The 21,413-nt window shown below is 73.9% G+C and carries 16 protein-coding genes; 8 read left to right on the top strand and 8 right to left on the bottom strand.

Going from position 1 to position 21,413, the window contains the following annotated elements; genetic code table 11:
- Positions 1 to 54: 54 nt before the first annotated feature.
- Together ACGF5U_RS08410 and ACGF5U_RS08405 are read right to left on the bottom strand one after the other, a co-directional pair.
- On the bottom strand, positions 55 to 696 hold the full coding sequence (locus ACGF5U_RS08410; RefSeq protein ID WP_392712529.1) for a TetR/AcrR family transcriptional regulator: 642 nt from the start codon (positions 694 to 696) through the stop codon (positions 55 to 57).
- A 520-nt stretch (positions 697 to 1,216) separates the two neighbouring features.
- Positions 1,217 to 1,459, bottom strand: a complete 243-nt coding sequence (locus tag ACGF5U_RS08405) for a hypothetical protein (RefSeq protein WP_392712531.1) — start codon at positions 1,457 to 1,459, stop codon at positions 1,217 to 1,219.
- A gap of 142 nt (positions 1,460 to 1,601) precedes the next feature.
- Here ACGF5U_RS08405 and ACGF5U_RS08400 point away from each other — a divergent pair, with 142 nt between their 5' ends.
- From ACGF5U_RS08400 to moeZ, 7 genes are all read left to right on the top strand, one after another.
- Positions 1,602 to 2,621: an alpha/beta fold hydrolase gene (locus tag ACGF5U_RS08400; protein WP_392712533.1), complete on the top strand. Its 1,020-nt coding sequence runs from the start codon at positions 1,602 to 1,604 to the stop codon at positions 2,619 to 2,621.
- Positions 2,622 to 2,629: 8 nt separating this feature from the next.
- The gene (locus ACGF5U_RS08395) at positions 2,630 to 4,177 is read left to right on the top strand and encodes a DUF3152 domain-containing protein (RefSeq protein ID WP_392712535.1); all 1,548 of its coding nucleotides are present in this window, start codon (positions 2,630 to 2,632) and stop codon (positions 4,175 to 4,177) included.
- A gap of 206 nt (positions 4,178 to 4,383) precedes the next feature.
- Positions 4,384 to 6,234, top strand: coding sequence for a DUF3492 domain-containing protein (locus ACGF5U_RS08390; RefSeq protein WP_392712537.1), 1,851 nt, complete (start codon positions 4,384 to 4,386; stop codon positions 6,232 to 6,234).
- Positions 6,227 to 7,528, top strand: coding sequence for a hypothetical protein (locus ACGF5U_RS08385; protein WP_392712539.1), 1,302 nt, complete (start codon positions 6,227 to 6,229; stop codon positions 7,526 to 7,528). Before ACGF5U_RS08390 ends, ACGF5U_RS08385 begins: the two co-directional genes overlap by 8 nt.
- A 131-nt stretch (positions 7,529 to 7,659) precedes the next feature.
- A complete protein-coding gene (locus ACGF5U_RS08380) occupies positions 7,660 to 8,619 on the top strand; it encodes an NAD-dependent epimerase/dehydratase family protein (protein WP_392712541.1) in 960 nt (319 codons plus the stop codon).
- Complete coding sequence (locus ACGF5U_RS08375; protein WP_392712543.1) at positions 8,607 to 9,359, top strand: spherulation-specific family 4 protein; 753 nt, start codon at positions 8,607 to 8,609, stop codon at positions 9,357 to 9,359. The genes ACGF5U_RS08380 and ACGF5U_RS08375 overlap by 13 nt, the downstream gene beginning before the upstream one ends.
- 85 nt (positions 9,360 to 9,444) lie before the next feature.
- On the top strand, positions 9,445 to 10,623 hold the full coding sequence (gene moeZ / locus ACGF5U_RS08370) for an adenylyltransferase/sulfurtransferase MoeZ (RefSeq protein WP_392712545.1): 1,179 nt from the start codon (positions 9,445 to 9,447) through the stop codon (positions 10,621 to 10,623).
- A gap of 94 nt (positions 10,624 to 10,717) precedes the next feature.
- Here the strand turns inward: moeZ and ACGF5U_RS08365 are convergent, their stop codons facing one another.
- The 6 genes from ACGF5U_RS08365 to ACGF5U_RS08340 form a co-directional block, all read right to left on the bottom strand.
- Positions 10,718 to 12,331, bottom strand: coding sequence for an alpha/beta hydrolase (locus tag ACGF5U_RS08365; RefSeq protein ID WP_392712547.1), 1,614 nt, complete (start codon positions 12,329 to 12,331; stop codon positions 10,718 to 10,720).
- A 100-nt stretch (positions 12,332 to 12,431) separates the two neighbouring features.
- Positions 12,432 to 14,069 carry an alpha/beta hydrolase gene (locus tag ACGF5U_RS08360; RefSeq protein ID WP_392712549.1) on the bottom strand — a complete coding sequence of 546 codons (1,638 nt, stop codon included), beginning with the start codon at positions 14,067 to 14,069 and terminating at the stop codon, positions 12,432 to 12,434.
- A gap of 230 nt (positions 14,070 to 14,299) precedes the next feature.
- The gene (locus ACGF5U_RS08355; protein WP_392712665.1) at positions 14,300 to 16,285 is read right to left on the bottom strand and encodes an ABC transporter permease; all 1,986 of its coding nucleotides are present in this window, start codon (positions 16,283 to 16,285) and stop codon (positions 14,300 to 14,302) included.
- A 104-nt stretch (positions 16,286 to 16,389) separates the two neighbouring features.
- Positions 16,390 to 17,163 carry a molybdate ABC transporter substrate-binding protein gene (gene modA / locus ACGF5U_RS08350; protein WP_392712551.1) on the bottom strand — a complete coding sequence of 258 codons (774 nt, stop codon included), beginning with the start codon at positions 17,161 to 17,163 and terminating at the stop codon, positions 16,390 to 16,392.
- 166 nt (positions 17,164 to 17,329) lie between these two features.
- A complete protein-coding gene (locus ACGF5U_RS08345) occupies positions 17,330 to 17,725 on the bottom strand; it encodes a molybdopterin-binding protein (RefSeq protein WP_392712553.1) in 396 nt (131 codons plus the stop codon).
- Between the two features lie 135 nt (positions 17,726 to 17,860).
- Positions 17,861 to 20,755, bottom strand: a complete 2,895-nt coding sequence (locus ACGF5U_RS08340; protein WP_392712555.1) for a lysylphosphatidylglycerol synthase domain-containing protein — start codon at positions 20,753 to 20,755, stop codon at positions 17,861 to 17,863.
- A 134-nt stretch (positions 20,756 to 20,889) separates the two neighbouring features.
- Here ACGF5U_RS08340 and ACGF5U_RS08335 point away from each other — a divergent pair, with 134 nt between their 5' ends.
- Positions 20,890 to 21,285, top strand: coding sequence for an MGMT family protein (locus ACGF5U_RS08335; protein ID WP_392712557.1), 396 nt, complete (start codon positions 20,890 to 20,892; stop codon positions 21,283 to 21,285).
- The last annotated feature ends 128 nt before the right edge of the window (positions 21,286 to 21,413 follow it).

Below are 21,413 nucleotides of genomic sequence, written 5' to 3'. Positions count from 1 at the left end.
GGAGCCGGAACCGGCCCTACCGGCCCGGCGTCCCCGCCGGCCGCCCCCAGTGGCTCACTGGCCGTCGGTGCCGTGCAGCGGGAAGCCGGCGATGCCGCGCCACGCCAGCGACGTCAGCAGCTCCACCGCCTTGTCGCGGGGGATCGGGGACTCACTCGACAGCCAGTACCGCGCGACCACCTGGGAGACGCCGCCCAGGCCGACGGCCAGCAGCATCGACTCGTCCTTGGACAGCCCGGTGTCCTCGGCGATCACGTCCGAGATGGCCTCGGCGCACTGGAGCGAGACCCGCTCGACGCGCTCGCGCACGGCGGGCTCGTTCGTCAGGTCGGACTCGAAGACCAGACGGAAAGCGCCGCCCTCGTCCTCCACGTACGCGAAGTAGGCGTCCATGGTCGCCGCCACGCGGAGCTTGTTGTCCGTGGTCGAGCCCAGGGCCGTACGGACGGCCTGGAGCAGCGATTCACAGTGCTGGTCCAGCAGGGCCAGGTACAGCTCCAGCTTGCCGGGGAAGTGCTGGTACAGAACGGGCTTGCTGACGCCGGCGCGCTCGGCGATGTCGTCCATCGCGGCCGAGTGGTACCCCTGGGCGACGAAGACCTCCTGGGCCGCGCCCAGGAGCTGGTTGCGTCGGGCTCGGCGCGGCAGGCGTGTGCCCCTTGGGCGCGCCGCCTCTGTCTGCTCGATGGCTGTCACGCCGCCTCCCAAAATCGATCCATGTGCGCTGTGCGCCGCGCCCGCCATCGTACTTTTGGGTAACCCTGCTGTGCGCGGTGCGAGCGCAGAATTTCACGTATCGGACGCCCGTGGTAGCGGGAAATTCAATATTGAACTAGAGGAAACCGACCAAAACGACCAACGGGGCGCCGTCCCGAGGTGCGGGTGGCCCGAACTGCGGGTCCCCGGGCGCGAGTCCCGAGGTACGGGTGGCCCGAAGTGCGGGCCTGCAGGTCCGCGCCCGCAGGGCCGGGCCTCGAAGTCCGTGGGGCCGGACGTGCGGGTCCCGGGGTGCGGGACGCGGCCCTCCGTGCCAGCCGACGCCGACCGGATCGGACCGCCCTGGGCGGGCGGACGCGGCGGACGGGGTGGACGGGGCGGGGCGGGGCGGGGCGGGCGAGCGGCGTACGGAGTGGTCGGCAGGTCGGTCGGGTCGGCGGGTCGGCCGGTCGGGTCGGCCGGGTCGGTCGATCGGTCGTCAGGAGCGGTCGATCGGTCGTCAGGAGCGGTAGTCGTCCTCGTCCAGCGTGACCACGCGGGCCTGCTCGGCGATGTCGGCGTCGTTCGCCGCTTCCCTATTGGTCCCGGTCAGCGGGTCGTCGGCGCGCTGCTGCAGCTCCGTGTGCTGCTCGGCCGCGTCTGCCTCCGGCGTCTCCTCGTCGATGCCGATCGCGACCGCTTCGGCGCCGGTCTCCTCGTCCAGTTCCGTCAGGTTCTCCGGGTCGGTCGGGTCGACGGTCATGGGCTCCCTTTCATGGGCGGTGGCGGGGGCCTGGGCGAAATGCCCTCTCTATAGAGCGTATGAGGTACCCCTTGGCGGCGCTATGCGATCCTGTGACCGCGAACACATCAATCGAGGCGTGATCGTCTCGTAACATTGCCGCATGTCTTCGACCGAGCTGCCCGCGTCCCCCACCGCCGCCGGTGCGGCGGCGCGGGTGAGAGCCGTCCGGGTCGCCGACGGCGAACGGCTGCGCACAGTGGCGCTACCCGGCCTCACGCTGAACATCCGCTACCGCCCCTCGACGGACGCTTCCGGAGAGGCGCCCGGCACGGGTGGCGGGGCGGGGGCCGGAGCGGGGACGGCTACCGGGCGGTCGCCCGCGCTGTACGTGCACGGGCTCGGCGGCTCCTCGCAGAACTGGTCGGCGCTCATGCCGCTCCTGGAGGACCTCCTGGACGGCGAGGCCGTCGACCTGCCCGGCTTCGGGGACTCCCCGCCGCCGGACGACGGCAACTACTCCGTGACCGGACACGCCCGGGCGGTCATCCGCCTGCTGGACGCCTCCGGCCGCGGGCCGGTCCACCTGATCGGCAACTCGCTGGGCGGCTCCGTCGCCACCCGGGTCGCCGCGGTCCGGCCCGACCTCGTCCGTACGCTGACGCTCGTGTCGCCCGCGCTGCCCGAGCTCCGCGCGCAGCGCGGCGCCTGGCCCACCGCGATGCTCGCGGTGCCGGGCGTCGCCTCCCTCTTCGCCCGGCTGACCAGGGACTGGACACCGGAACAGCGGGTGCGGGGCGTCCTCTCCCTCTGTTACGGCGACCCCGGCCGGGTCACCGACGAGGGGCTGCTGGCCGCGGTGGAGGAGATGGAGCGGCGGTTGCAGCTGCCGTACTTCTGGGACGCCATGGCCCGCTCGGCGCGCGGCCTCGTGGACGCCTATACGCTGGGCGGCCAGCACGGGCTGTGGCGGCAGGCGGAGCGGGTGCTCGCGCCGACGCTGCTCGTGTACGGCGCACGGGACCAGCTCGTCTCGTACCGTATGGCGCGCAGGGCCGCGGCCTCGTTCCGCGACTCCCGGCTGCTGACGCTCCCGGAGGCCGGGCACGTGGCCATGATGGAGTATCCCGAGGCGGTCGCCCGGGCCGTACGGGACATGCTCGACGACAACGGCGGGAGCTGATCCGGGGCGTGGGACGACACAGCCGCAAGGGCCCGGCACCGGCGCCGATCCCCGCACCCGCCGCTCCGGCCGGTTCGGGGCGGCGGCGCAGGTCCTCCGAGGCGCCGCCGGAACACCGGCAGCAGCAGCCGCCCTACCCGTCGCCGCCACGGCAGTGGTCGCAGTCGCAGCCGCAGGTGCCTCAGCCGTCGCCGTCGCCCTCGTCCCAGCCCCGGCAGCGGGTCACCTACGAGCCGTTCCCGCCCGAGCAGGTGCACCAGGCCGCCGGGACGCCCCCGTACGGCACGCCCCAGTACCACCCCCCGTACGGCACACCGGTCCGCGGCGGCCACCCCGAACCCGAGCGGTACGGTGACTGGCGCGGGGCGCCGGACCAGGCCCCGCCCGGCCCCGGCACGCAGGCGCGCATCGCCCAGGCGCCCGCCCGCCGGGCGGCACCGCCGCCCACCGCGTACCCGGCCCCGGAAGCATCCGGAGCACCGGAAGCATCCGGAGCACCCGGAGCACCGGGAGGATCGGGAGCACCGGGAGCCTCTGTCGCACCCGGCGTCGCGGGGCGTCCCGGCGCCTCGGGACCCCCTATACCGGGCCCCCGCCGCGAGTTCCTGGACGCCTTCGACGCGGCGTCGGCGCGCATGGCGCCCCCGCCCGGCGGCGGGGAGGGTCCTCCGGAGCGCGACGGGGACGAGGAGCGGGGCGACGCTCCCGGCGCGGCGGGCGCGACCGGCCGTACCGGCAAGGGCCGCACCCTCACCGGTATCGCGGCCGCCGCCGTCACCACCGTCCTCGCCGTCGTCGTCGCCGGACAGGTGGCCGAGCGCGGCGACAGCGGGCCCGCGGCGCAGTCCGCCGGCGAGTCGGGCGCCCGGGACTCCGGCGACGCCGCGTCCCGCTCCGACCGGCGTGTCCTGCCCTCCCGGGCGGCGCCCCCGCCCGCCGCGCCCCAAGCCCCGCCGAGCTACGCGCAGCTGATGGCGCGACAGTTCCCGCTGGACCCGAAGCTGAAGGGGTCCGGCGAGTTCGAGGCCGTGCCGGGCCTCGACAAGGCGCCCGGCAAGGGCCGCAAGGTCCGCTACCGCATCGACGTCGAGAAGGGGCTCGGGCTCGACACGGCGCTCTTCGCCGACGCCGTCCAGCAGACCCTGAACGACGACCGCGGCTGGGCGCACGGCGGCGCCATGACCTTCGAGCGGATCTCCAGCGGCGACCCGGAGTTCGTGATCACCCTGGCCAGCCCCGGCACGACCGGGGTCTGGTGCGCGAAGTCCGGCCTGGACACGACGGTCGACAACGTCTCCTGCGACTCGGCCTCCACCGAACGCGTGATGATCAACGCGTACCGGTGGGCACAGGGCGCCGAGACGTTCGGTCCGAAGGCGATGACCGCGTACCGCCAGATGCTGATCAACCATGAGGTCGGCCACCGGCTCGGCCACAACCATGTGACGTGCCGTACGCCGGGCGCGCTCGCGCCGGTCATGCAGCAGCAGACCAAGTCCCTCGACATCGACGGCATCAAGTGCCGCCCCAACCCCTGGGTGTATCCCGGCGGTTGAGCTGGCCGCAGCCTCACACAGCGTAACCGAATAGGCCTGTAGCGCGACGGAACGCGACCAGTACGGGAAAGTTACGTGCATTCACCCCTTCCGGTGGCGCGATGGACAACCGTCCGTCGCGCCACCCGCATATCCGCTTACGTTCTTCCCGCCGCGAGTCGCCGGACCAACGGCGGCCGCGCACAAGGGAGATCGGGGGTGTACTCGTGCGGATCGGACTGCTCACGGAAGGTGGCTACCCGTATGCGTCGGGTGAGTTCAGGCTCTGGTGCGACCGGCTCGTGCGCGGGCTCGCGCAGCACGAGTTCGACGTCTTCGCGCTGAGCCGCAGCGCCCGGCAGGAGGACGGCGGCAGGCTTCGGCTCCCACCGCAGGTGGTACGCGTGCGGACCGCCCCGCTGTGGGCGCCCGGTGACGCGTTCGGCGACGGCCGGACGTACGGCCGCCGTGACCGCAAGCGCTTCACCACGCACTTCACACAGCTCATGGCGGCCGTCCGCAGCGACACTGCCGGCACTGCCGACGCTGCCGACGCTGCCGAATCAACGGGGGCGGCGCGGTTCGCCGAAGGGCTGTACGGGCTGGCCGAACTCGCCCGCGAACGCGGCGGCCTGACCGGCGCCCTCCGCTCCGAGAGCGCCGTACGCGTCCTCGAAGCCGCCTGCCACACACCTGGCGCACGCCGGGGCGTACAAGGCGCAGGCGTCCCCGACTACCTTGGCTTCGCCGACCGGCTCGAACGCTGCCTGCGCCCGCTCTCACTCGACTGGTACGGCGCGGAGGACGGCCTGGGCGCCGTCGACCTCTGCCACGCCGCATCGGGAGGCGCCGCGGCGCTGCCCGGGCTGCTGGCTAAACGCTTCTTCGGGGTTCCGCTGCTGGTCACCGAGTACGGCGTCCAACTGCGCGCGCACTACCTCGCGGCCGGTGGCACCCCTCTGAGCGGGCCGGTACGCGCCCTGCTCGCCGCGTTCCACGGCTGCCTCGCCACCGAGGTCTACCGCCAGGCCGCCGTCATCACGCCCGGCAACACCCACGCCCGGCGCTGGCAGGAGCGGTGCGGCGCCGACCGCGCCAAGCTGCGCACGGTCTACCCCGGCATGGAGGCTGAACGGTTCGCCAAGGTCGGTGAGGCGGGCGACGAGGGCCGGGGCCAGAGCGGCGACCCGCACAGCCTCGTCTGGGTCGGCCGTGTCGAACCCGCGAAGGACCTCGTCGGACTCCTGCACGCCTTCGCCGAGGTACGCAGGGCCGAGCCCGCCGCCCGGCTGCGGATCGTCGCCGCCCCCGTCCAGGATGCGGAGGCCGCCGCGTACCTCGGGCACTGCCGGGCCCTCGCGGCCCAGCTCTTCCCTGACGAGGCAGCCGACGCGCACGCCGTCGGGGACAACCCCGTCTCCTTCGAGGAGATCGGCGGCCCCGAGGCACCCGACCTCGCCGACGCCTACGCGGCGGGCGCGGTCGTCGTCCTCTCCAGCGTCGTGGAGGGGTTCCCGGTCAGCCTGGTCGAGGCCATGTTCTGCGCCCGTGCCACGGTCTCCACGGACGTCGGCGCGGTCGTCGAGGTCATCGGGGGCACCGGCCTCGTCGTGCCCCCGCGCAATCCGCGGGCGCTCGCCGACGCGTGCGTCGCCCTGTTGCACGACCCGGAGCGTCGCGCACGGCTGGGCGCCGCCGCCCGCGCCCGTGCGCTCGAACTCTTCACCGTCGAGCAGAATCTCGCCGCGTTCCGGGGCATCTACCTGGAACTGATGTCGCTCGCGCCGGTACGGCGCGACACCGAGGCCGTGGGCGCGTACGGGGAGCCGCTGCCGTTCGCCCACCCCGCCGAGGCGTACGTCCCGGGCCACTGGACCGCCGTCCGGCGACGCCCGGCCGTTCCGGCCCCCGCCGCGACCCCGGCGCCCGCGACCCGGGCCGCCGCGCCCGCCTGCGCTCCCGCCGCGCCCGCGACATGGGCGTCCTCCGCCCGGACCAGGACGGCGGCCAGGCCCGTGGTCGTGGGGCTGCCGGTCGGGGCGTCCGCCGGCCCGGGAAAGGGGGACGGCGATGTCTGACGCGCTCACGACGCCGCCCGAAGACGCGGCGGACGCCGGTACCGCCACCTGTCCGGGCGCCTTCACCGGTCCCGCTCCCGCCACCGGTCCCGCTCCCGCCACCGGTCCCGCTCCCGCCACCGGTCCGGCCTCCGCCACCGGTCCGGCCCCCGCTTCCGGTCCCGGTTCCGTGCGGAAGCCGGCCGTCCGGCGCGGGCCCGCCGACCCGGTCAAGGCGCTGCTGCACCGCCACCGCGAGCTGTGCGAACGCGCCGTCGACCCCCTGGAGATCGCCGCGGGCCTGGAGGCGCACGGCGTCACCGACCGCACCGCCGCCCGCTTCCGGCACCGCGACGTCTTCTCACTCGCCGAAGAGCTGTACGCGCGCGTGCCCCACACCGGAGCCGCGCCCACGGCCGTGGCGGAAGCGGCGGCCGCGGGGACCGGCCCGGTGCCGACCGGACAGGCGTCGGCAGGGCGGGCGCCGACCGGGTGGGTGGCGGTCGCGCTCGTGCCCGGCGCCGTCTGCGCCGTCACGGTCGCCGGCCTGTCGGTCGCCGGGGGGCCCGCGCGGTTCGCCGTGGGCGCGGTCGGCGCCGTGGCGCTCGGCGTCGCGCTCCGGCTCTGCCTGCGCGGCGGTCCGCTGCGCACCACCGGCCGCACGAAACCCGGCACGCGCGTGTGGGTCGCGCTGCTCGTCGCGTACGCCGTGTACGGGAACGGCCTGCTCGACCAGGTCCTGCGCGGCGGCCCGGACGCAGGCCCGGCCCCCGAGCTCGGCCCGCTGCTCGGGCTCGCGTTCGCCGTCGCACCCGCCGCCTGGTGCGCGCACCTGTTCGGGACCCGGGCCAGGCGGCGGCTCGCGGACAGCGGGAGCCTGGAGGAGTTCGCGGCCCGGACCCGGCCCCTGCTGCTCGGCACCGTCGCCCTCCACACGGCGGCCGTCGCCGTGCTGCTGGCGCTCGCCGACCTCCCGTCCGGCCCCGGCGGACCGCGGGCCGGGGTCGTCGTACCGGCCACCGCGCTGGGCGCCCTGCTGTTCCTGGCCCGGCTGCTCACCGTGCACGGCCGCGCCCGAGCGGCCTCGGCGGCCCTGCTGGCCGCCTGCGCGGCGGAGGCGTTCGCCGTCGCGTCGGTTTTCGCCGGGCGGCTGCCGGGCTTCGACGCGCTGGCCGCGCCCGTGCACGCCGCCGTCACGGCGTGGGGGCACAGCGCCGTACCGGCCCTCGCGTGCGGGGCGGCCGCGGCGGCCCTGCTCGTCCACGCCATGACCGTACTCACCCGGGCGTCCGCGCACGCCGCCGCCCAGCCGTGACGCCCCCACGAACCCCAGCGACACCCAGCTGACGTCACGAACCCCGACGACCTCAGCGATCCCCTCAAGGAGACAGAAGACATGACCCCCCATTCCCTCGCCACGGCCGTCCGGCACGAAGGGGCCGCGCGATGAGGGTGCTGCTGCTCGGTGCCACAGGGTTCATCGGCCGTTTCGTCGCCGACCGGCTGCTCGCCGACCCGGCCGTGCACCTGACCGCCCTCGGGCGCCGCGACGACTCCGACGTGCGGTTCGACCTCGCCAGCGGCAGTCCCGGCGCGCTCACCCGGTTCCTGGACGCCGTCCACCCCGGTGTCGTCATCAACTGCGCGGGCGCCACCCGTGGCGGGGCCCGCGACCTCACCCGGCACAACACGGTCGCCGTCGCCACCGTCTGCGAGGCGCTGCGGCGCAGCGGCTGCGGGGCGCGCCTGGTCCAGCTGGGCTGCGCGTCCGAATACGGTCCATCGCAGCCGGGCTCGTCGACGGCCGAGGACGCCGTACCCCGCCCCGGCGGCCCCTACGGCGTGTCCAAGCTGGCCGCCACCGAGCTGGTACTCGGCTCCGGCCTGGACGCGGTCGTCCTGCGTGTCTTCTCGCCGGTCGGCCCCGGCACCCCGGCCGGTTCACCGCTCGGCCGGCTCGCCGAGGCGATGCGCCGCGCCATGCAGTCGGGCGACGGCGAGCTGAAGCTCGGCGGCCTGGGCGTGCAGCGCGACTTCGTGGACGTACGGGATGTCGCGCGGGCCGTGCACGCCGCGTCCCTGTCGGCGGCGCAGGGGGTCGTCAACATCGGTACGGGCCGCGCGGTACGGCTCCGTGACGCGGCCGCCGTGCTCTCCAGGGTCGCCGGGTACTCCGGCGCGCTGCACGAGCTGGACGCTCCGGCCGTACGCCCGGTGATCGGTGCCCAGCGCGGTGAGTCGCTGCCCGACCACCTGGTCGCGGCGCCGCACCCGTACCCCGACGGCTGCGGGAGCTGGCAGCAGGCCGATGTGCGGACCGCGCGCGACCGGCTCGGCTGGCGGCCCCGGATCAATCTCGAGGAGTCCCTCGCCGACATCTGGATGGAGGCGGCATGCCGCATCTGACCCGGCCGGACCAGGATCTGTCCGCCGCCGGTGCCGAACAGCTCGGCTTCGGCGTCCCCGGCTACGCCCACCCGCTGGTCGCGCCGGCCGAGTGGGCCGAACTGACCCGGCCGGGCACGCCCGTGCACTGGGCCGTCCTCAACGTGGCGGACGGCCCCGGGACGCGGCCCGACCCGCACTGCCTGGAAGCGGCCGGGAAGCTGCGCCGCGCAGGCGTCCGGGTGCTGGGCCACCTCGATCTGGCGCACGGTTCGCGGCCGTTCGCCGAGGTGGTCGCCGACGCCGACCGCTACCTCGACTGGTACCGGGTGGACGGCTACCTGCTGGACCGCTGTCCCAGGGACCGGGCGGACCTGCCCGCCGTGCGGCGGGTCACGGCGACGCTGGAGGAGCTCCTCGACCACGCGGACGGCGGGCACCTGGTGCTGGGGCACGGGGCGCACCCGTATCCCGGCTACGCCGAGATCGCCGACCAGCTGGTGACCTTCTGCGGGCCGTGGACCGATTACCGCTGGTCACAGGTGGCGGAGTGGACCGCCGACCATCCGCCCGAGCGGTTCGTGCACCTCGTCCACGGGGTGCCGCGCACCCATCTGGAGGAGGCGACACGGATCGCCCGCTGGCAGGGGGCCGGGACGATCTTCTTCACCGACCGGACCGGACAGAACAACCCATTCGAGGCGCTGCCCGGCTACTGGGACGAAATCGTCTCGCAGATCGGACCGGGTGTCTCGGAATGAGAAGGGCCGTGGCAGTGTTACGGGAAGTATCGTCCCCGCCCGCGCGGGGGTAGTCCCGTACTAACATACGACCAACGGAGACCCCGTGTCGCTGCCACCCCTGGTCGAGCCGGCTGCCGAGCTCACCGTAGACGAGGTCCGCAGGTACTCCCGCCACCTGATCATTCCCGACGTCGGGATGGACGGGCAGAAGCGGCTGAAGAACGCCAAGGTGCTGTGCGTGGGCGCCGGCGGCCTCGGGTCGCCCGCCCTGATGTACCTGGCCGCGGCGGGTGTGGGCACGCTGGGCATCGTGGAGTTCGACGAGGTCGACGAGTCGAACCTGCAGCGCCAGATCATCCACAGCCAGTCCGACATCGGCCGGTCCAAGGCGGAGTCCGCCCGGGACAGCGTCCTCGGCATCAACCCGTACGTGAACGTGGTCCTTCACGAGGAGCGGCTCGAGGCCGACAACGTGATGGACATCTTCAGCCAGTACGACCTGATCGTGGACGGCACGGACAACTTCGCCACGCGCTACCTCGTCAACGACGCGTGCGTGCTGCTGAACAAGCCGTACGTCTGGGGCTCGATCTACCGCTTCGACGGTCAGGCGTCCGTCTTCTGGTCCGAGCACGGCCCCTGCTACCGCTGCCTCTACCCGGAGCCCCCGCCGCCGGGCATGGTCCCCTCCTGCGCCGAGGGCGGCGTCCTGGGCGTGCTCTGCGCGTCCATCGGCTCCATCCAGGTCACCGAGGCGATCAAGGTCCTGGCCGGCGTGGGCGACCCGCTGGTCGGCCGGCTGATGATCTACGACGCCCTGGAGATGCAGTACCGCCAGGTCAAGGTCCGCAAGGACCCGAACTGCGCGGTGTGCGGCGAGAACCCGACCGTCACCGAGCTCATCGACTACGAGGCGTTCTGCGGCGTCGTGTCCGAGGAGGCGCAGGAGGCGGCCGCCGGCTCGACCATCACTCCGAAGCAGCTCAAGGAGTGGATCGACGACGGCGAGAACATCGACATCATCGACGTCCGCGAGGTCAACGAGTACGAGATCGTCTCGATCCCCGGCGCCCGGCTGATCCCGAAGAACGAGTTCCTGATGGGCAACGCCCTGCAGGACCTGCCGCAGGACAAGAAGATCGTCTTGCATTGCAAGACGGGTGTCCGCAGTGCGGAAGTCCTCGCGGTGCTGAAGTCCGCGGGCTTCTCGGACGCGGTCCACGTCGGCGGTGGCGTCATCGGCTGGGTCAACCAGATCGAACCGGAGAAGCCGGTCTACTAGTTCCGGTCGGAAGACGAAGGGGCCTGCCCACCTCGTGTGGGCCGGCCCCTTCGCACGTCGGCCGTGCGCCGTCCGTGCCTACGAGCGTCCGTACCTACGAGCAGGTCATGCCGTCCGACGGGACCTTGCCCTCCAGCAGGTAGCCGTCGACCGCCCGCGTCACGCACGCCGACGAGCCGTAGGCGCCATGGCCCTCGCCCTTGTTGGTGATGAGGACGCCGACGCCGTCGCCGAGCCCGTCCGCCATCTTCGGCGCGCCTTCGTACGGGGTCGCGGGGTCACCGGTGGTGCCCACCACCAGGATCGGTCCCGCGCCCGGCGCGCTGACGTCCTGGGTGACGGCCTCGCCCTTCACCGGCCAGTTGCCGCACCAGCCCGCCAGGTCCCAGGCCAGGAACTCGCCGAACACCGGCGATATCCGCCGGAACTCCGGCAGCAGCCCCTTCGCGTCGGCGAGCGTCGGCCGCTCGCTGGTGTCCGCGCACGAGATCGCCCGCTGGGAGTGGCCCTGCGTGCCGTAGCGCCCGCTCTCGTCGCGGTCGTTGTACGAGTCGGCGAGCCCGAGCAGTTCGTCCCCGGTGCCGCTCTCGGCCTCCTCCAGCGCGCTCGTCAGATACGGCCAGCTGCTCTCGGAGTACAGCGGCAGCACGATGCCCGTGAGGGCCAGGCTCTGCGTCAGTTTCCGCCCGCTGCTGGTCGGCAGCGGCTTCCGGTCGAGCCGCTCCAGCAGCCGGGCCACACGCGCGGTGCCCGCCTCCGGGCTCTCGCCGGTGCTCGTGAAGTAGTTGTTCAGGGCCCGCTGGAAGCCGGTCGTCTGGTGGCGGGCGTGCGCCTTCGCGTCGGCCGTCGGGTCGACCACCGCGTCCAGGACGGTCTTGCCGACGTTCTTCGGGAACAGGTGCGCGTAGGTGCTGCCCAGTTGCGTGCCGTACGAGTAGCCGAAGTAGTTGAGCTTGTCGTCGCCGAGCACATGCCGGACGAGGTCCAGGTCCCGCGCGGTGTTCGTCGTGGTGACATGGGGGAGCACCTTGCCGGACCGGCGGGCGCAGCCGGCGCCGAAGTCCGTGGCGTCCTTCAGATAGGCGGCCTCCTCGGCCGCCGTGTCCGGCGTGAGGTCGACCCGCGCCTCGGCCCGCTCCTGCTCGCCGTCGTCCCGGCACACCACGCCGGCGCTCTCCGCGACCCCGCGCGGATCGAAGCCCACCAGGTCGTACCGCTGGTTGATCGCCCGGTACTCGTCGGCCGACGGAGGCAGCGTCTGCACACCGGACGCGCCGGGACCGCCGAAGTTGAACAGCAGGGAGCCGATCCTGCGGTCCCGGTCGCGGGCCTCCTTGCGGATCAGGGCGATCGGGATCGTCTCCCCGTCCGGCTTCGCGTAGTCCAGCGGGACGTCGACGGTCGCGCACCGCCACTGCGAGCCCGGCTGCTCCCCGCCCTCGGGCGCCCGGCACGAACGCCAGTCCGGCTTCTGGCCCGTGAGCGACGCGGGCAGGGCCGGCAGGCCCGCGGAACGGCCGGCCCCCGGGTCCGCGTTCTTCCCGCCGGAACCGCTCGTGGGCCCGCCCGACGCCCCGTCGGCCACGCTGTCGCAGCCCGTGACCACTCCGGTCAGCAGCACCGCCGCCGCGGCCAGAGCCCCGGCCCGTATCTGGCCCGCCCGTACCCGACCGGTCCGTGCCCCATCCGCCCGTACCCGCATGGACATCCGTCCCACCCCAGCCCTTCCCCCGACCGCTTGATCGAATGCCATCGTAGGCGGACCCACCGACAGTCCCGTCCCCGGACGGCGACGACTGCGACGCGAGTCACGGACAGACGGTTCCGGCGGCCGGCGCCCTGCCGTCCAGCAGGTACGCGTTCACCACCCGCTGCACGCAGGCGTCGCCGCTGTTGTACGCGCCGTGGCCCTCGCCCTTGTACGTCACCTCGATGCCGACCCCCTTCCCGAGCGCCGCCGCCATCGCCTTGGCGCCCTCGTACGGGGTCGCCGGGTCGCCGGTGTTGCCGATGACGAGGATCGGCGCCGCACCGGGGGCGCTGACGTCGGGGTGCTCCCACGTGCCCGGCACCGGCCACTCGGAGCAGCCCAGCAGGCCCCAGCCGAGGAAGTCGCCGAACACGGGCGACGCCTCCCGGAACTCGGGGAGTCTCTCCTTCGTCCGCTCCAGCGTGTACCGGTCCTTGTCGTCCACGCAGTTGATGGCGGCGTTGGCGGCCTGGAGGTTGCTGTAGCGGCCCTGCGCGTCACGGCCGTTCATGGAGTCCGCCAGGGCCAGCAGCAGGGCGCCCTGCCCGCCGTCCGCCTCGTCGAGGCCCTGCTCCAGATACGGCCAGTACTCCTTCGAGTACAGCGCCTGGGCGATGCCGTTCATGGCCTGCGACTGGGTGAGCCGGCGCTCCCCGATACCGGCGATCGGCTTCCTGTCCAGCCGCTCCAGCAGGTCCCTGACGAAGCCCTCGATCTCCTGCGGTGTGCTGCCCGGCAGCACGCAGGCGTCGCCCCGGTCGACACAGTCCTCCGCGAAGTGGCGTAGCGCCAGCTGGAACCCCTTGGCCTGCCCCAGCGCGCCTTCCGCACTGTCGCGGGTCGGGTCGACCACGGCGTCGAAGACCGCGCGGCCGACCTTCTCGGGGAACAGGTGCGCGTAGACGCCACCCAGTTCGGTGCCGTAGGAGATGCCGAAGTAGTGCAGCTTGTCGTCGCCGAGCACCTGGCGCATCAGGTCCATGTCCCGGGCGGCGTTGACCGTGCCGACGTGCGGCAGTTCGGCGCCCGACCGCTCCTCGCACGCGTCGGCGTACTTCTTCACGGCGTCCTGGAGCCTCTTCTCCTCCGCCGTGTCGTCGGGCGTCGAGTCCATGGCGTAGAAGGCGTCGAGCTCACGGTCGTCCATGCACTCGACACCGACGCTGCGGCCGACCCCGCGCGGGTCGAAGCTCACCAGGTCGTAGCGGGCGCGGAGCTTCTCGTAGTCAGGGGCGAAGGCGGGCAGACCGGTGAGCCCCGAGCCGCCGGGACCACCGAAGTTGAAGATGAGCGAGCCGATCCTGTCCGACTGGTCGCGGGCCCTGGCACGGATCAGGGCCAGTTCGATGGTGTCCCCGCCCGGGTCGCCGTAGTCGAGCGGGGCGTCCATGAACGAGCACTCCCACTTCGCCCCGCCCGGCAGCGGGGACGGCGCGGTGCCACCGCCCTGCTCGGCGGAGGGCGCGGGGCACGCCGTCCACTCCAGCTTCTGCGTGGCGAAGTCCCGCGCCGCGTCACCGTCCGGGCCGTCGCCCTCGCCGTTCCCGCACCCCGCGGTGAGCAGCAGGGCCGCGGTCGTCACCGTCACGGCGGCGGCACGGCCGGTGGCGCGGGTGCCGGCGCGGGTGCTGGCACGGCCGGTGGCGCGGGTGCTGGCACGGGCGGCGGTTCGCCAGGTGGCGCGGGGGGTCGGCATGCGTCCATGCTGCGCCCGCCACCGCGCGGGCGCCCGCGACGAACGGCCATGCGGGTGGCCGGCGAGTGGTGCCGGGCCGGAGCCGTGGCGGATCCGGCCCGTAGGCCAGTCGGGCGGTTGGGCGGTTGGACGGGCGTGGAGTCGGACGGTCGGGCGGTCGGGCGGGCGTGGAGTCGGACGGTCGGGCGGTCGGGCGGTCGGGCGGTGGGAGGGATGCGCCGGTCGGGCGGTCAGAGGGGTACGACGGTGATCTCCGTCGCCTTCACGCTCGCCCAGACCTCCGCGCCCTCCGCCAGGCCGAGTTCCGCCGCGGCGGCCGGGGTCACCTCGGCGACCACGTCCAGTGCGGCCGGGGCGCCCGACACGAGCACGCGGAGCCTGGCGCCCTGCGCGGTCAGTTCCCGGACAGTGCCCCGCCACACGTTGCGCGGGCTGCCCGACGGACGGCTCCGGTGCAGCGACACGGCCTCGGGCGGGACCACCGCCAGCGCGGGTGCGCCGTCGGCGGGCGCCGGGTCGGCGGCCGTCACCAGCCGGGCACCGCCCTCCAGGTCCAGGCCGCCCTCCCGCGCGGTGCCCGGCCAGGCGTTGCGGCCCAGCATCCGCGCCACCCACGGGGAGCGCGGGTGCCGGGATACCTCGGCGGGCGGGGCGTACTGGACGAGGCGGCCGTCCTCCAGGACGAGCACCCGGTCGGCCAGCGACACCGCCTCGACGGGGTCGTGCGTCACCATCAGGCACACGCCCGGGAACCCGGCCAGGTGGCCGCGCAGCGCGTGCCGAACCCGCGCCCTGGCCGTCTGGTCCAGCGCGGCCAGCGGTTCGTCGAGGAGCAGCAGCCGTGGCCGCGCGGCCAGCGCCCGTGCCAGCGCCACCCGCTGGGCCTGCCCGCCGGACAGCTCGCCCGGCCTGCGGTGGGCGAGATGGCCGACACCGAGCCGGTCCAGCCGGTTCTGCGCCTCCACGCGCGCGTGGGCCCGGGAAACGCCCTGGGCGCGCAGCCCGTACGCGGTATTGGCCAGCGCGGACAGATGAGGGAAGAGGGCGCCGTCCTGCGGCACCCAGGCGATGCCGCGCCGGTGCGGCGGCAGCGCCGCGAGTTCGCTGCCGCCCAGCCGCAGGGAGGTCGCCGTGGCGCGGGGGGTCAGGCCCAGCAGCGCCCGTAGCAGGGTGGTCTTGCCCGCGCCGTTCGGCCCGACGACGGCGACGGTCGTACCGGCGGGCACGTCCAGGTCGAGCGCGGTCGCCCCGGACACCCCGGCGGTCAGCGGCCACAGGTCCCCGCCGTGTCCGCCGCCGTGTCCGTCGGCGCGTCCGCCACCGCGTCCGCCGCCGTTCACCGGGGCCGGTCCGCGCCCGGGGACTCGACCCCCGGTGTCCTGCCCCGGCGCCCGGTCGTCGGTGTCGTGGCCGGGTTCCGGGTCCCGTCCCGTGTCCGGTACCGCGCCGGGCTGCCGTACGGTCGCCGCCCCGCCCAGCCAGCGGCCGCGCAGGGCCGCCAGCACCGTCGTCGCGACCACGAGCAGCAGCAGGGACACCGCCACCGCGCCGTCGGGGTCGTTCTGCAGCAGCAGGTACACCTGGAGCGGCAGCGTCTGCGTCGTGCCGGGCAGATTGCCCGCGAACGTGATCGTCGCCCCGAACTCGCCCAGGGCCCGCGCCCAGCACAGCGCGGCGCCCGCCACCAGACCCGGGCTCACCATCGGCACGGTGACGGTGAAGAACGCGCGCAGCGGGGTGGCGCCCAGGGACGCGGCCGTCTCCTCGTACCGGGGGTGCAGTCCGGCCAGCGCACCCTCCAGGCTGATCACCAGGAACGGCATCGACACGAACGCCGCCGCGACGACGGCACCCGCCGTCGAGAACGGCAGCGTCACACCGAACCAGTCCGCCAGCACCCCGCCCAGCAGCCCGCGCCGCCCGAACCCCTGGAGCAGCGCCACGCCCGCGACGGTCGGCGGCAGCACCATCGGCAGCATCACCAGACACCGCACGAGGGCCTTCCCCCGGAACGGCACCCTGGCCAGCACCCACGCCAGCGGCACGCCCAGGAGCAGCGAGAGGAGCAGCGCCCACACGGACACCACGAGGGACAGCCCGAGCGCCTCGCGCACCTCGGGGGCGGTCAGCCGCTCAGGCAGCGTCGCCCAGGGGGCGTGCACCAGTACCCCGGCGAGCGGCAGCAGCAGGAACACCACGGCGACCAGCGCGGGCAGCACGAGCGCGATCGGCCCACGTGCGCCTGCCCGTGCGCCTGTACGCCCCCAGCCTCGCGTACGTCGTTCCGCGCCCTTGGGCTCGCGGCCCCGCGCAAGGGACGTCATGGCGTGCCGAACCCGGCCGCGCGGAGCAGCTCGCGGGCCTCGTCCGAGCCGAGCCACTTCACGAACCCGGCCGCCGCCCCGGCATGGGCGGACGAGTCGAGGGTCGCCGCAGGATAGGACGCGACGGCGTTCTGCGCGTCCGGCACCGCCACCGCGTCCACGGTGTCCCGCGCGGCCGCCGCGTCGGTGGCGTACACGAGTCCGGCGTCGGCCTCGCCGATTTCCACCTTGCTGAGCACCGCGCGGACGCTGGGTTCCTGGGAGACCGGCCGTACGCGCACGCCGGCCGCGTCGAGGATCTTCTGGCTGTACCGGCCCGCCGGAACCTCGGGTGCGGCCAGCACCACCTTCAGACCGCTCTCGGACAGGTCCTTCAGGCCGGTGATTCCGGCGGGATTGCCCTCGGCGGTGGCGATGGTGAGACGGTTCGTGGCGATGACGACGGGGTCGCCCGTCCGGTCGGCGAGGCCCTCCATGGTCGCGGTGTCCGCGGTGACGAGCGCGTCGGCGGGCACCCCCTGGCGTACCTGGGAGGCCAGTTCCTGGGAGCCGGCGAAGGAGAAGCGGATCGCGGTGCCGGGGTGGGACTTCTCGTACGCGGCCCCGGCCTGTTCGAAGACGTCGGTGAGCGAGGCGGCGGCCAGCACGGTCAGCCGCACCTCATCGCCGCCCCGGCCCGACCCCGGGGGGCTGCCACACGCGGTCAGCGGCATCAGGAGGGCGGCGGCGATCACGGTGCCGCCGAGCCGTCGTCCTGTGCTGCGTCGCATGAGTTCTCCCGGGAGTGCGGACACGTTCGGCCGCTCGGTGGTACGGCCGATTCCTTCGGTCGTTCGGTCGTTCGGCCGATTCTTCGGTCGTCCGTCGTCCGTCGTCCGTCGTCCGTCGTCCGGTCGTCCGGCCGAACGGTCGGTGACTCGCGCGGTCGGCGACCGATCAGACGCGGTCGATATGGACATTGGTCGACTTCACGCGGGCCACCGCCTCCATGCCGACCTCCAGGCCGAGCTCCTCGACGGCCTCACGGGTGAGGAGCGAGACGAGCCGGTGCGGACCTGCCTGGATCTCCACCTGCGCGGCGACATCGCCGAGCTTCACCGCCGTGATGATCCCGGCGAAGGCGTTGCGCGCCGAGGTGTACGGGACGTCGCCCTGCTCGTCGGGCTGCTGGGCCAGCTCGACCGCGAAGGACGCCAGCGCGGGCCCGTCGACCAGCCGCCTGCCCGTCCCGTCCCTGCGGGTGGGCAGCCGCCCGGCGTCGGCCCAGCGGCGGACGGTGTCGGCGCTGACGCCGAGGAGCCGCGCCGCCTGCTGAGTGGTGTAGGACCGCATGTGCGGCAATGTAGGCGCGTCAGGTCCGCAAAGGCAAGCGCATGTGGGCGATCCGCCCGGCATCCGCGACCTGCCTCGTACGAAGGGACGAGCCCCGCCGTCCCGGTCCCTGCCGCAGAGAGGACCAGGCCCGCCCTACAGCGCGCCCTTGCGGGTGAGGAAGTTGAACGAGAACCACCCCGGCAGCACCGGCAGCCACAGCGTCAGCAGCCGGTACAGCAGCACGGCGGGTGTCGCCACCTCCAGCGGGAGCCCCACCGCCACGAGGCCGAACGTCAGCGCACCCTCCACCGCGCCGACACCGCCGGGTGTGGGCGCGGCCGAGCCGAGGGCGTTGCCCGCGAGGAACACCACCGCGAGACTCGCGTAGCTGAGCTGCTGGTTGCCGTCGTCGAACGCCCGGATCGACGCGTCGAGGCACAGCACGAACGTGGCGGTCAGCAGCAGCATCCCGCCGATCCCGGTCGCCAGTTTCACCGGCCGCTGGAGGACGTCCAGCATGCGCGGCACCACGCCCGCGAAGAGCGAGCGCAGCCGCGTCGACACGAACTTGCGCAGGGCCGGGATCGCCGTGACGACCAGCACCAGGACCGCCACCGTCAACAGGCCGGCGATGACCGTCCTGGACGGGGTGAAGTCCTGCGACTTCTCCGTCCCCGTGAGATAGCCGAACGCGAACAGCAGCAGGATGTGCGCGCCGAGCCCGAACAGCTGCGACGCGCCGACGCTCGCCACTGCCAGCCCGGGACGTACGCCCGAACGCTGCAGGAACCGCGTGTTGAGCGCCACACCGCCGACCGCCGCGGGCGCGACGATCTTGACGAACGACCCGGCCACCTGCGCCGCCACCGTCCGCAGGAACGGCACCCGCTCCGGGACGAAGCCCAGCAGGCTCATCGCCGCCGCCACATAGCTCAGTGCCGACAGCAGCACGGCCGCCGCGACCCAGCCCCAGTCCGCCTGGCTGATCGTCGACAGCGGCGTACGGGCGATCTGCGACAGCAGGAAGTACGCGGCGATGGCGCCGGCGATGAGACTGATCAGCGTGCGCGGTCTGATCCGCTCCAGCCGGACCGGCTCGACCGGCGCCTGTGGCCTTATCAGCAGCACCTGCCGACGGATCTGCGCGAGCAGGTCCTCCTCGCGGGCCTCGTCCAGCGCCTCCTCGATCGCCCGCTTCTCGGCCTGCTTCTCCGCCCGTACCGCCTTGCGGTCGGCCTTGCGGTCCACCGCGACGGCCTCGGCCTCGCCGGCGTCCTCCAGCCGCGCCCGCTTGGTGGCCTCGGACGCGGCGAGCACCGCGTCGCGCTCCCGCTGCGACCGCTCACGCGCCAGCTTCCGGAGCGTCGCGCGCGTGGAGCGGCTCAGCGCGATGGGCTGGAGCAGCGGCAGGCAGTCCGCGACCGTGTCGGGACCGAGCACCTCGACGGCGGCGGCCACCGCGCGCTCCGCGCCGACCCGCAGACCCAGGGTGGTGAGCAGCTGCGCGATGTCCATCCGCAGGACCAGCTCACCGGCGGCGATCTCACCGCCCCGCAGATCGGTGACGATCACCTTGCCGGAACGATCCACCAGGAGGGCGTCGCCCGTCAGCCTCCGGTGCGCGATGCGCCGCGACTGGAGGGCCCGCACCTGCTGCCAGGCACCCCGCACGACGTCGTCGGTGATCTCACCGTCGGCCAGCGCGTCGAGGGACCTGCCGCCCAGATGCTCGTACACCAGCATGACGGCGTCCGGGCCGAGCTCGGACGTGGCGATCAGCTTGGGCGCGTTGGCGCCGGCGGCGATCGCGGCGTACGCGAGCAGCGCCTCCTGCTCCAGGGCCTGGCGCAACGACTGGATGGACCGGCGCGTGGTGAAGCCGCGCAGCGTCAGCCGGCGCCACACCCGGTAGAAGAACCCCTGCGCCTGCTGCTCCCGGTCCACCACGGTCACATCGAGGGGGGAGCCCTCCTCCAGGGTGACCAGATAGCGGCGTCCGCGCTCGCCCTCGGCGGCGTCCGGCACGTCCTCGGCGCGCATCGCCGTCACCGGCCTGAAGCCGACGTGGCGCAGCCCGGCCAGCAGCGTCTGACCGGTGGGCCGGACGTTCGGCGACCCGACCGTGTACAGCGTTCCGTACGCGACGGTCCAGCCGATCAGCACGGTCAGGATGATCGAGAACGGCGTGGTGTAACCCGCCACCAGCATCGTGAACGCGTCGAGCAGGAGCACCACCCACAGCACGACGCGCCAGCGCGGCCTGCGGGCCATGCCCACGGCCGACATGTACGCGATGACGGGCGCCAGGTAGCCGTGCACCGGGTCCGTCAGCCCGCCCCCGCTCTGCGGCTGCGTCAGCGCGTCCTGGATGGTCCCGGGCGCCGCCCTGGCGACCCACAGGTCCGTGGCGAGGGTCACCCCGTGCGCCAGTACGGCGGCGAGTACGCCGTCCGCGATCCGCAGGCCGTCCCGTTTGATCAGCCGCTCGATCGCGAACGCGACGGGCACGAGGAGCACCGCGATGCTGGACACCAGACCGGCGACCTTGACGAACACGTCCGGGGCCTGGCCGGTGCCCTTGCTGATGTCCTGTTCGAGACCGGACGTCGTGCCGTGGGCGAAGGCCGCGATGGCGATGACGACGGCGATCGCGAGGATGCCGATCAGCAGCCGCATCAGGTCGGACGGCCGGTGCACGCGCGCGGGGAGCAGCGGTTCGTCACCGGAGACGCTGTCGTGCGCCTCCGGGTCGACGGACCGGGCCGCGGGATCGCCGAAGACACCGTCGGCCGGGATGCCTGCCGGGTCGTGGGACGTGCCGTGGGCCGGGGCGTCGGCGGGGTTGTCGGCCGGGGCGTGGAACAGGTCGTCGGACGCTCGGCCGGACGGGCCGTCGGACGTCCGGTCGGCCGGGTCGTGGGACGGGTCGCCGGACGCTCGGTCGGCCGGGTCGTGGGACGGGTCGTCCGCGTGCTCGGGGGGCGTCACCGGCCGTGCTTCCGGGCGTGCCCCGGTGCCAGGAGTGCCCGCCACGTCAGTCGGCCGCACGTCCTGCCCCTCCGCCTTCTCTGTGTCTTCTTGATCTCGTATCACCAGTCACCGCCCGGAAGATGGTGGCACGAGCGGGCGGCACCGCAGGGCATCAGGGTGCGTGGCACGTGGTGTCGGTGGTGTGGTGCAGGATGGACCGGGTGACTGCTGACGAGTTTCCCGAGGGTCTGCCCGATGGGCTCCCCGGCAGCCTCCCGGAGTACGCCGAGCGGGTGCTGGAGGTCGCCGAGCTGATCCCGCCGGGTCGGGTGATGACGTACGGGGACGTCGCCGAATGGCTCGGCGACGGCGGACCCCGCCAGGTCGGCCGGGTCATGGCGCTCTACGGCGGCGCCGTACCGTGGTGGCGCGTGGTCCGCGCCGACGGCAGGCTCCTGCCCGGCCACGAGTTGCGGGCCATGGACCACTACCGCGCGGAGGGCACCCCGCTGCGCGAGGCCGGGCGCGGCGCCGACGACCACGTGCCGCGCCTCGACATGAGGCGGGCCCGGTGGGACGGCGGGGCGCACACGATGGCTCACAATTGACAGCTTCCGCCATCCGGCGGCGCGGTGGACACTCCGGGGACCGTACGGAGTACGGGGCCGGCTCACGGCATCCTGTCCGTCGCGGGCGTGCACCGGCGTAGCGTCGTCGGGGCGCGGCACACCCCGCT

The sequence above is a fragment of the Streptomyces sp. NPDC047886 genome, assembly GCF_043204435.1.
In the GTDB taxonomy this organism is placed as follows: domain Bacteria; phylum Actinomycetota; class Actinomycetes; order Streptomycetales; family Streptomycetaceae; genus Streptomyces.
This window is presented reverse-complemented; position numbering and strand designations above follow the sequence as displayed.

Coding starts and splice junctions, on each gene's coding strand:
- ACGF5U_RS08405 (WP_392712531.1), bottom strand. CDS start 1,459: ATGACCGTCGACCCGACCGACCCGGAGAACCTGACGGAACTGGACGAG.
- ACGF5U_RS08400 (WP_392712533.1), top strand. CDS start 1,602: ATGTCTTCGACCGAGCTGCCCGCGTCCCCCACCGCCGCCGGTGCGGCG.
- ACGF5U_RS08385 (WP_392712539.1), top strand. CDS start 6,227: ATGTCTGACGCGCTCACGACGCCGCCCGAAGACGCGGCGGACGCCGGT.
- ACGF5U_RS08380 (WP_392712541.1), top strand. CDS start 7,660: ATGAGGGTGCTGCTGCTCGGTGCCACAGGGTTCATCGGCCGTTTCGTC.
- ACGF5U_RS08375 (WP_392712543.1), top strand. CDS start 8,607: ATGCCGCATCTGACCCGGCCGGACCAGGATCTGTCCGCCGCCGGTGCC.
- ACGF5U_RS08365 (WP_392712547.1), bottom strand. CDS start 12,331: ATGTCCATGCGGGTACGGGCGGATGGGGCACGGACCGGTCGGGTACGG.
- ACGF5U_RS08360 (WP_392712549.1), bottom strand. CDS start 14,069: ATGCCGACCCCCCGCGCCACCTGGCGAACCGCCGCCCGTGCCAGCACC.
- modA (WP_392712551.1), bottom strand. CDS start 17,163: ATGCGACGCAGCACAGGACGACGGCTCGGCGGCACCGTGATCGCCGCC.
- ACGF5U_RS08345 (WP_392712553.1), bottom strand. CDS start 17,725: ATGCGGTCCTACACCACTCAGCAGGCGGCGCGGCTCCTCGGCGTCAGC.
- ACGF5U_RS08335 (WP_392712557.1), top strand. CDS start 20,890: ATGGACCGGGTGACTGCTGACGAGTTTCCCGAGGGTCTGCCCGATGGG.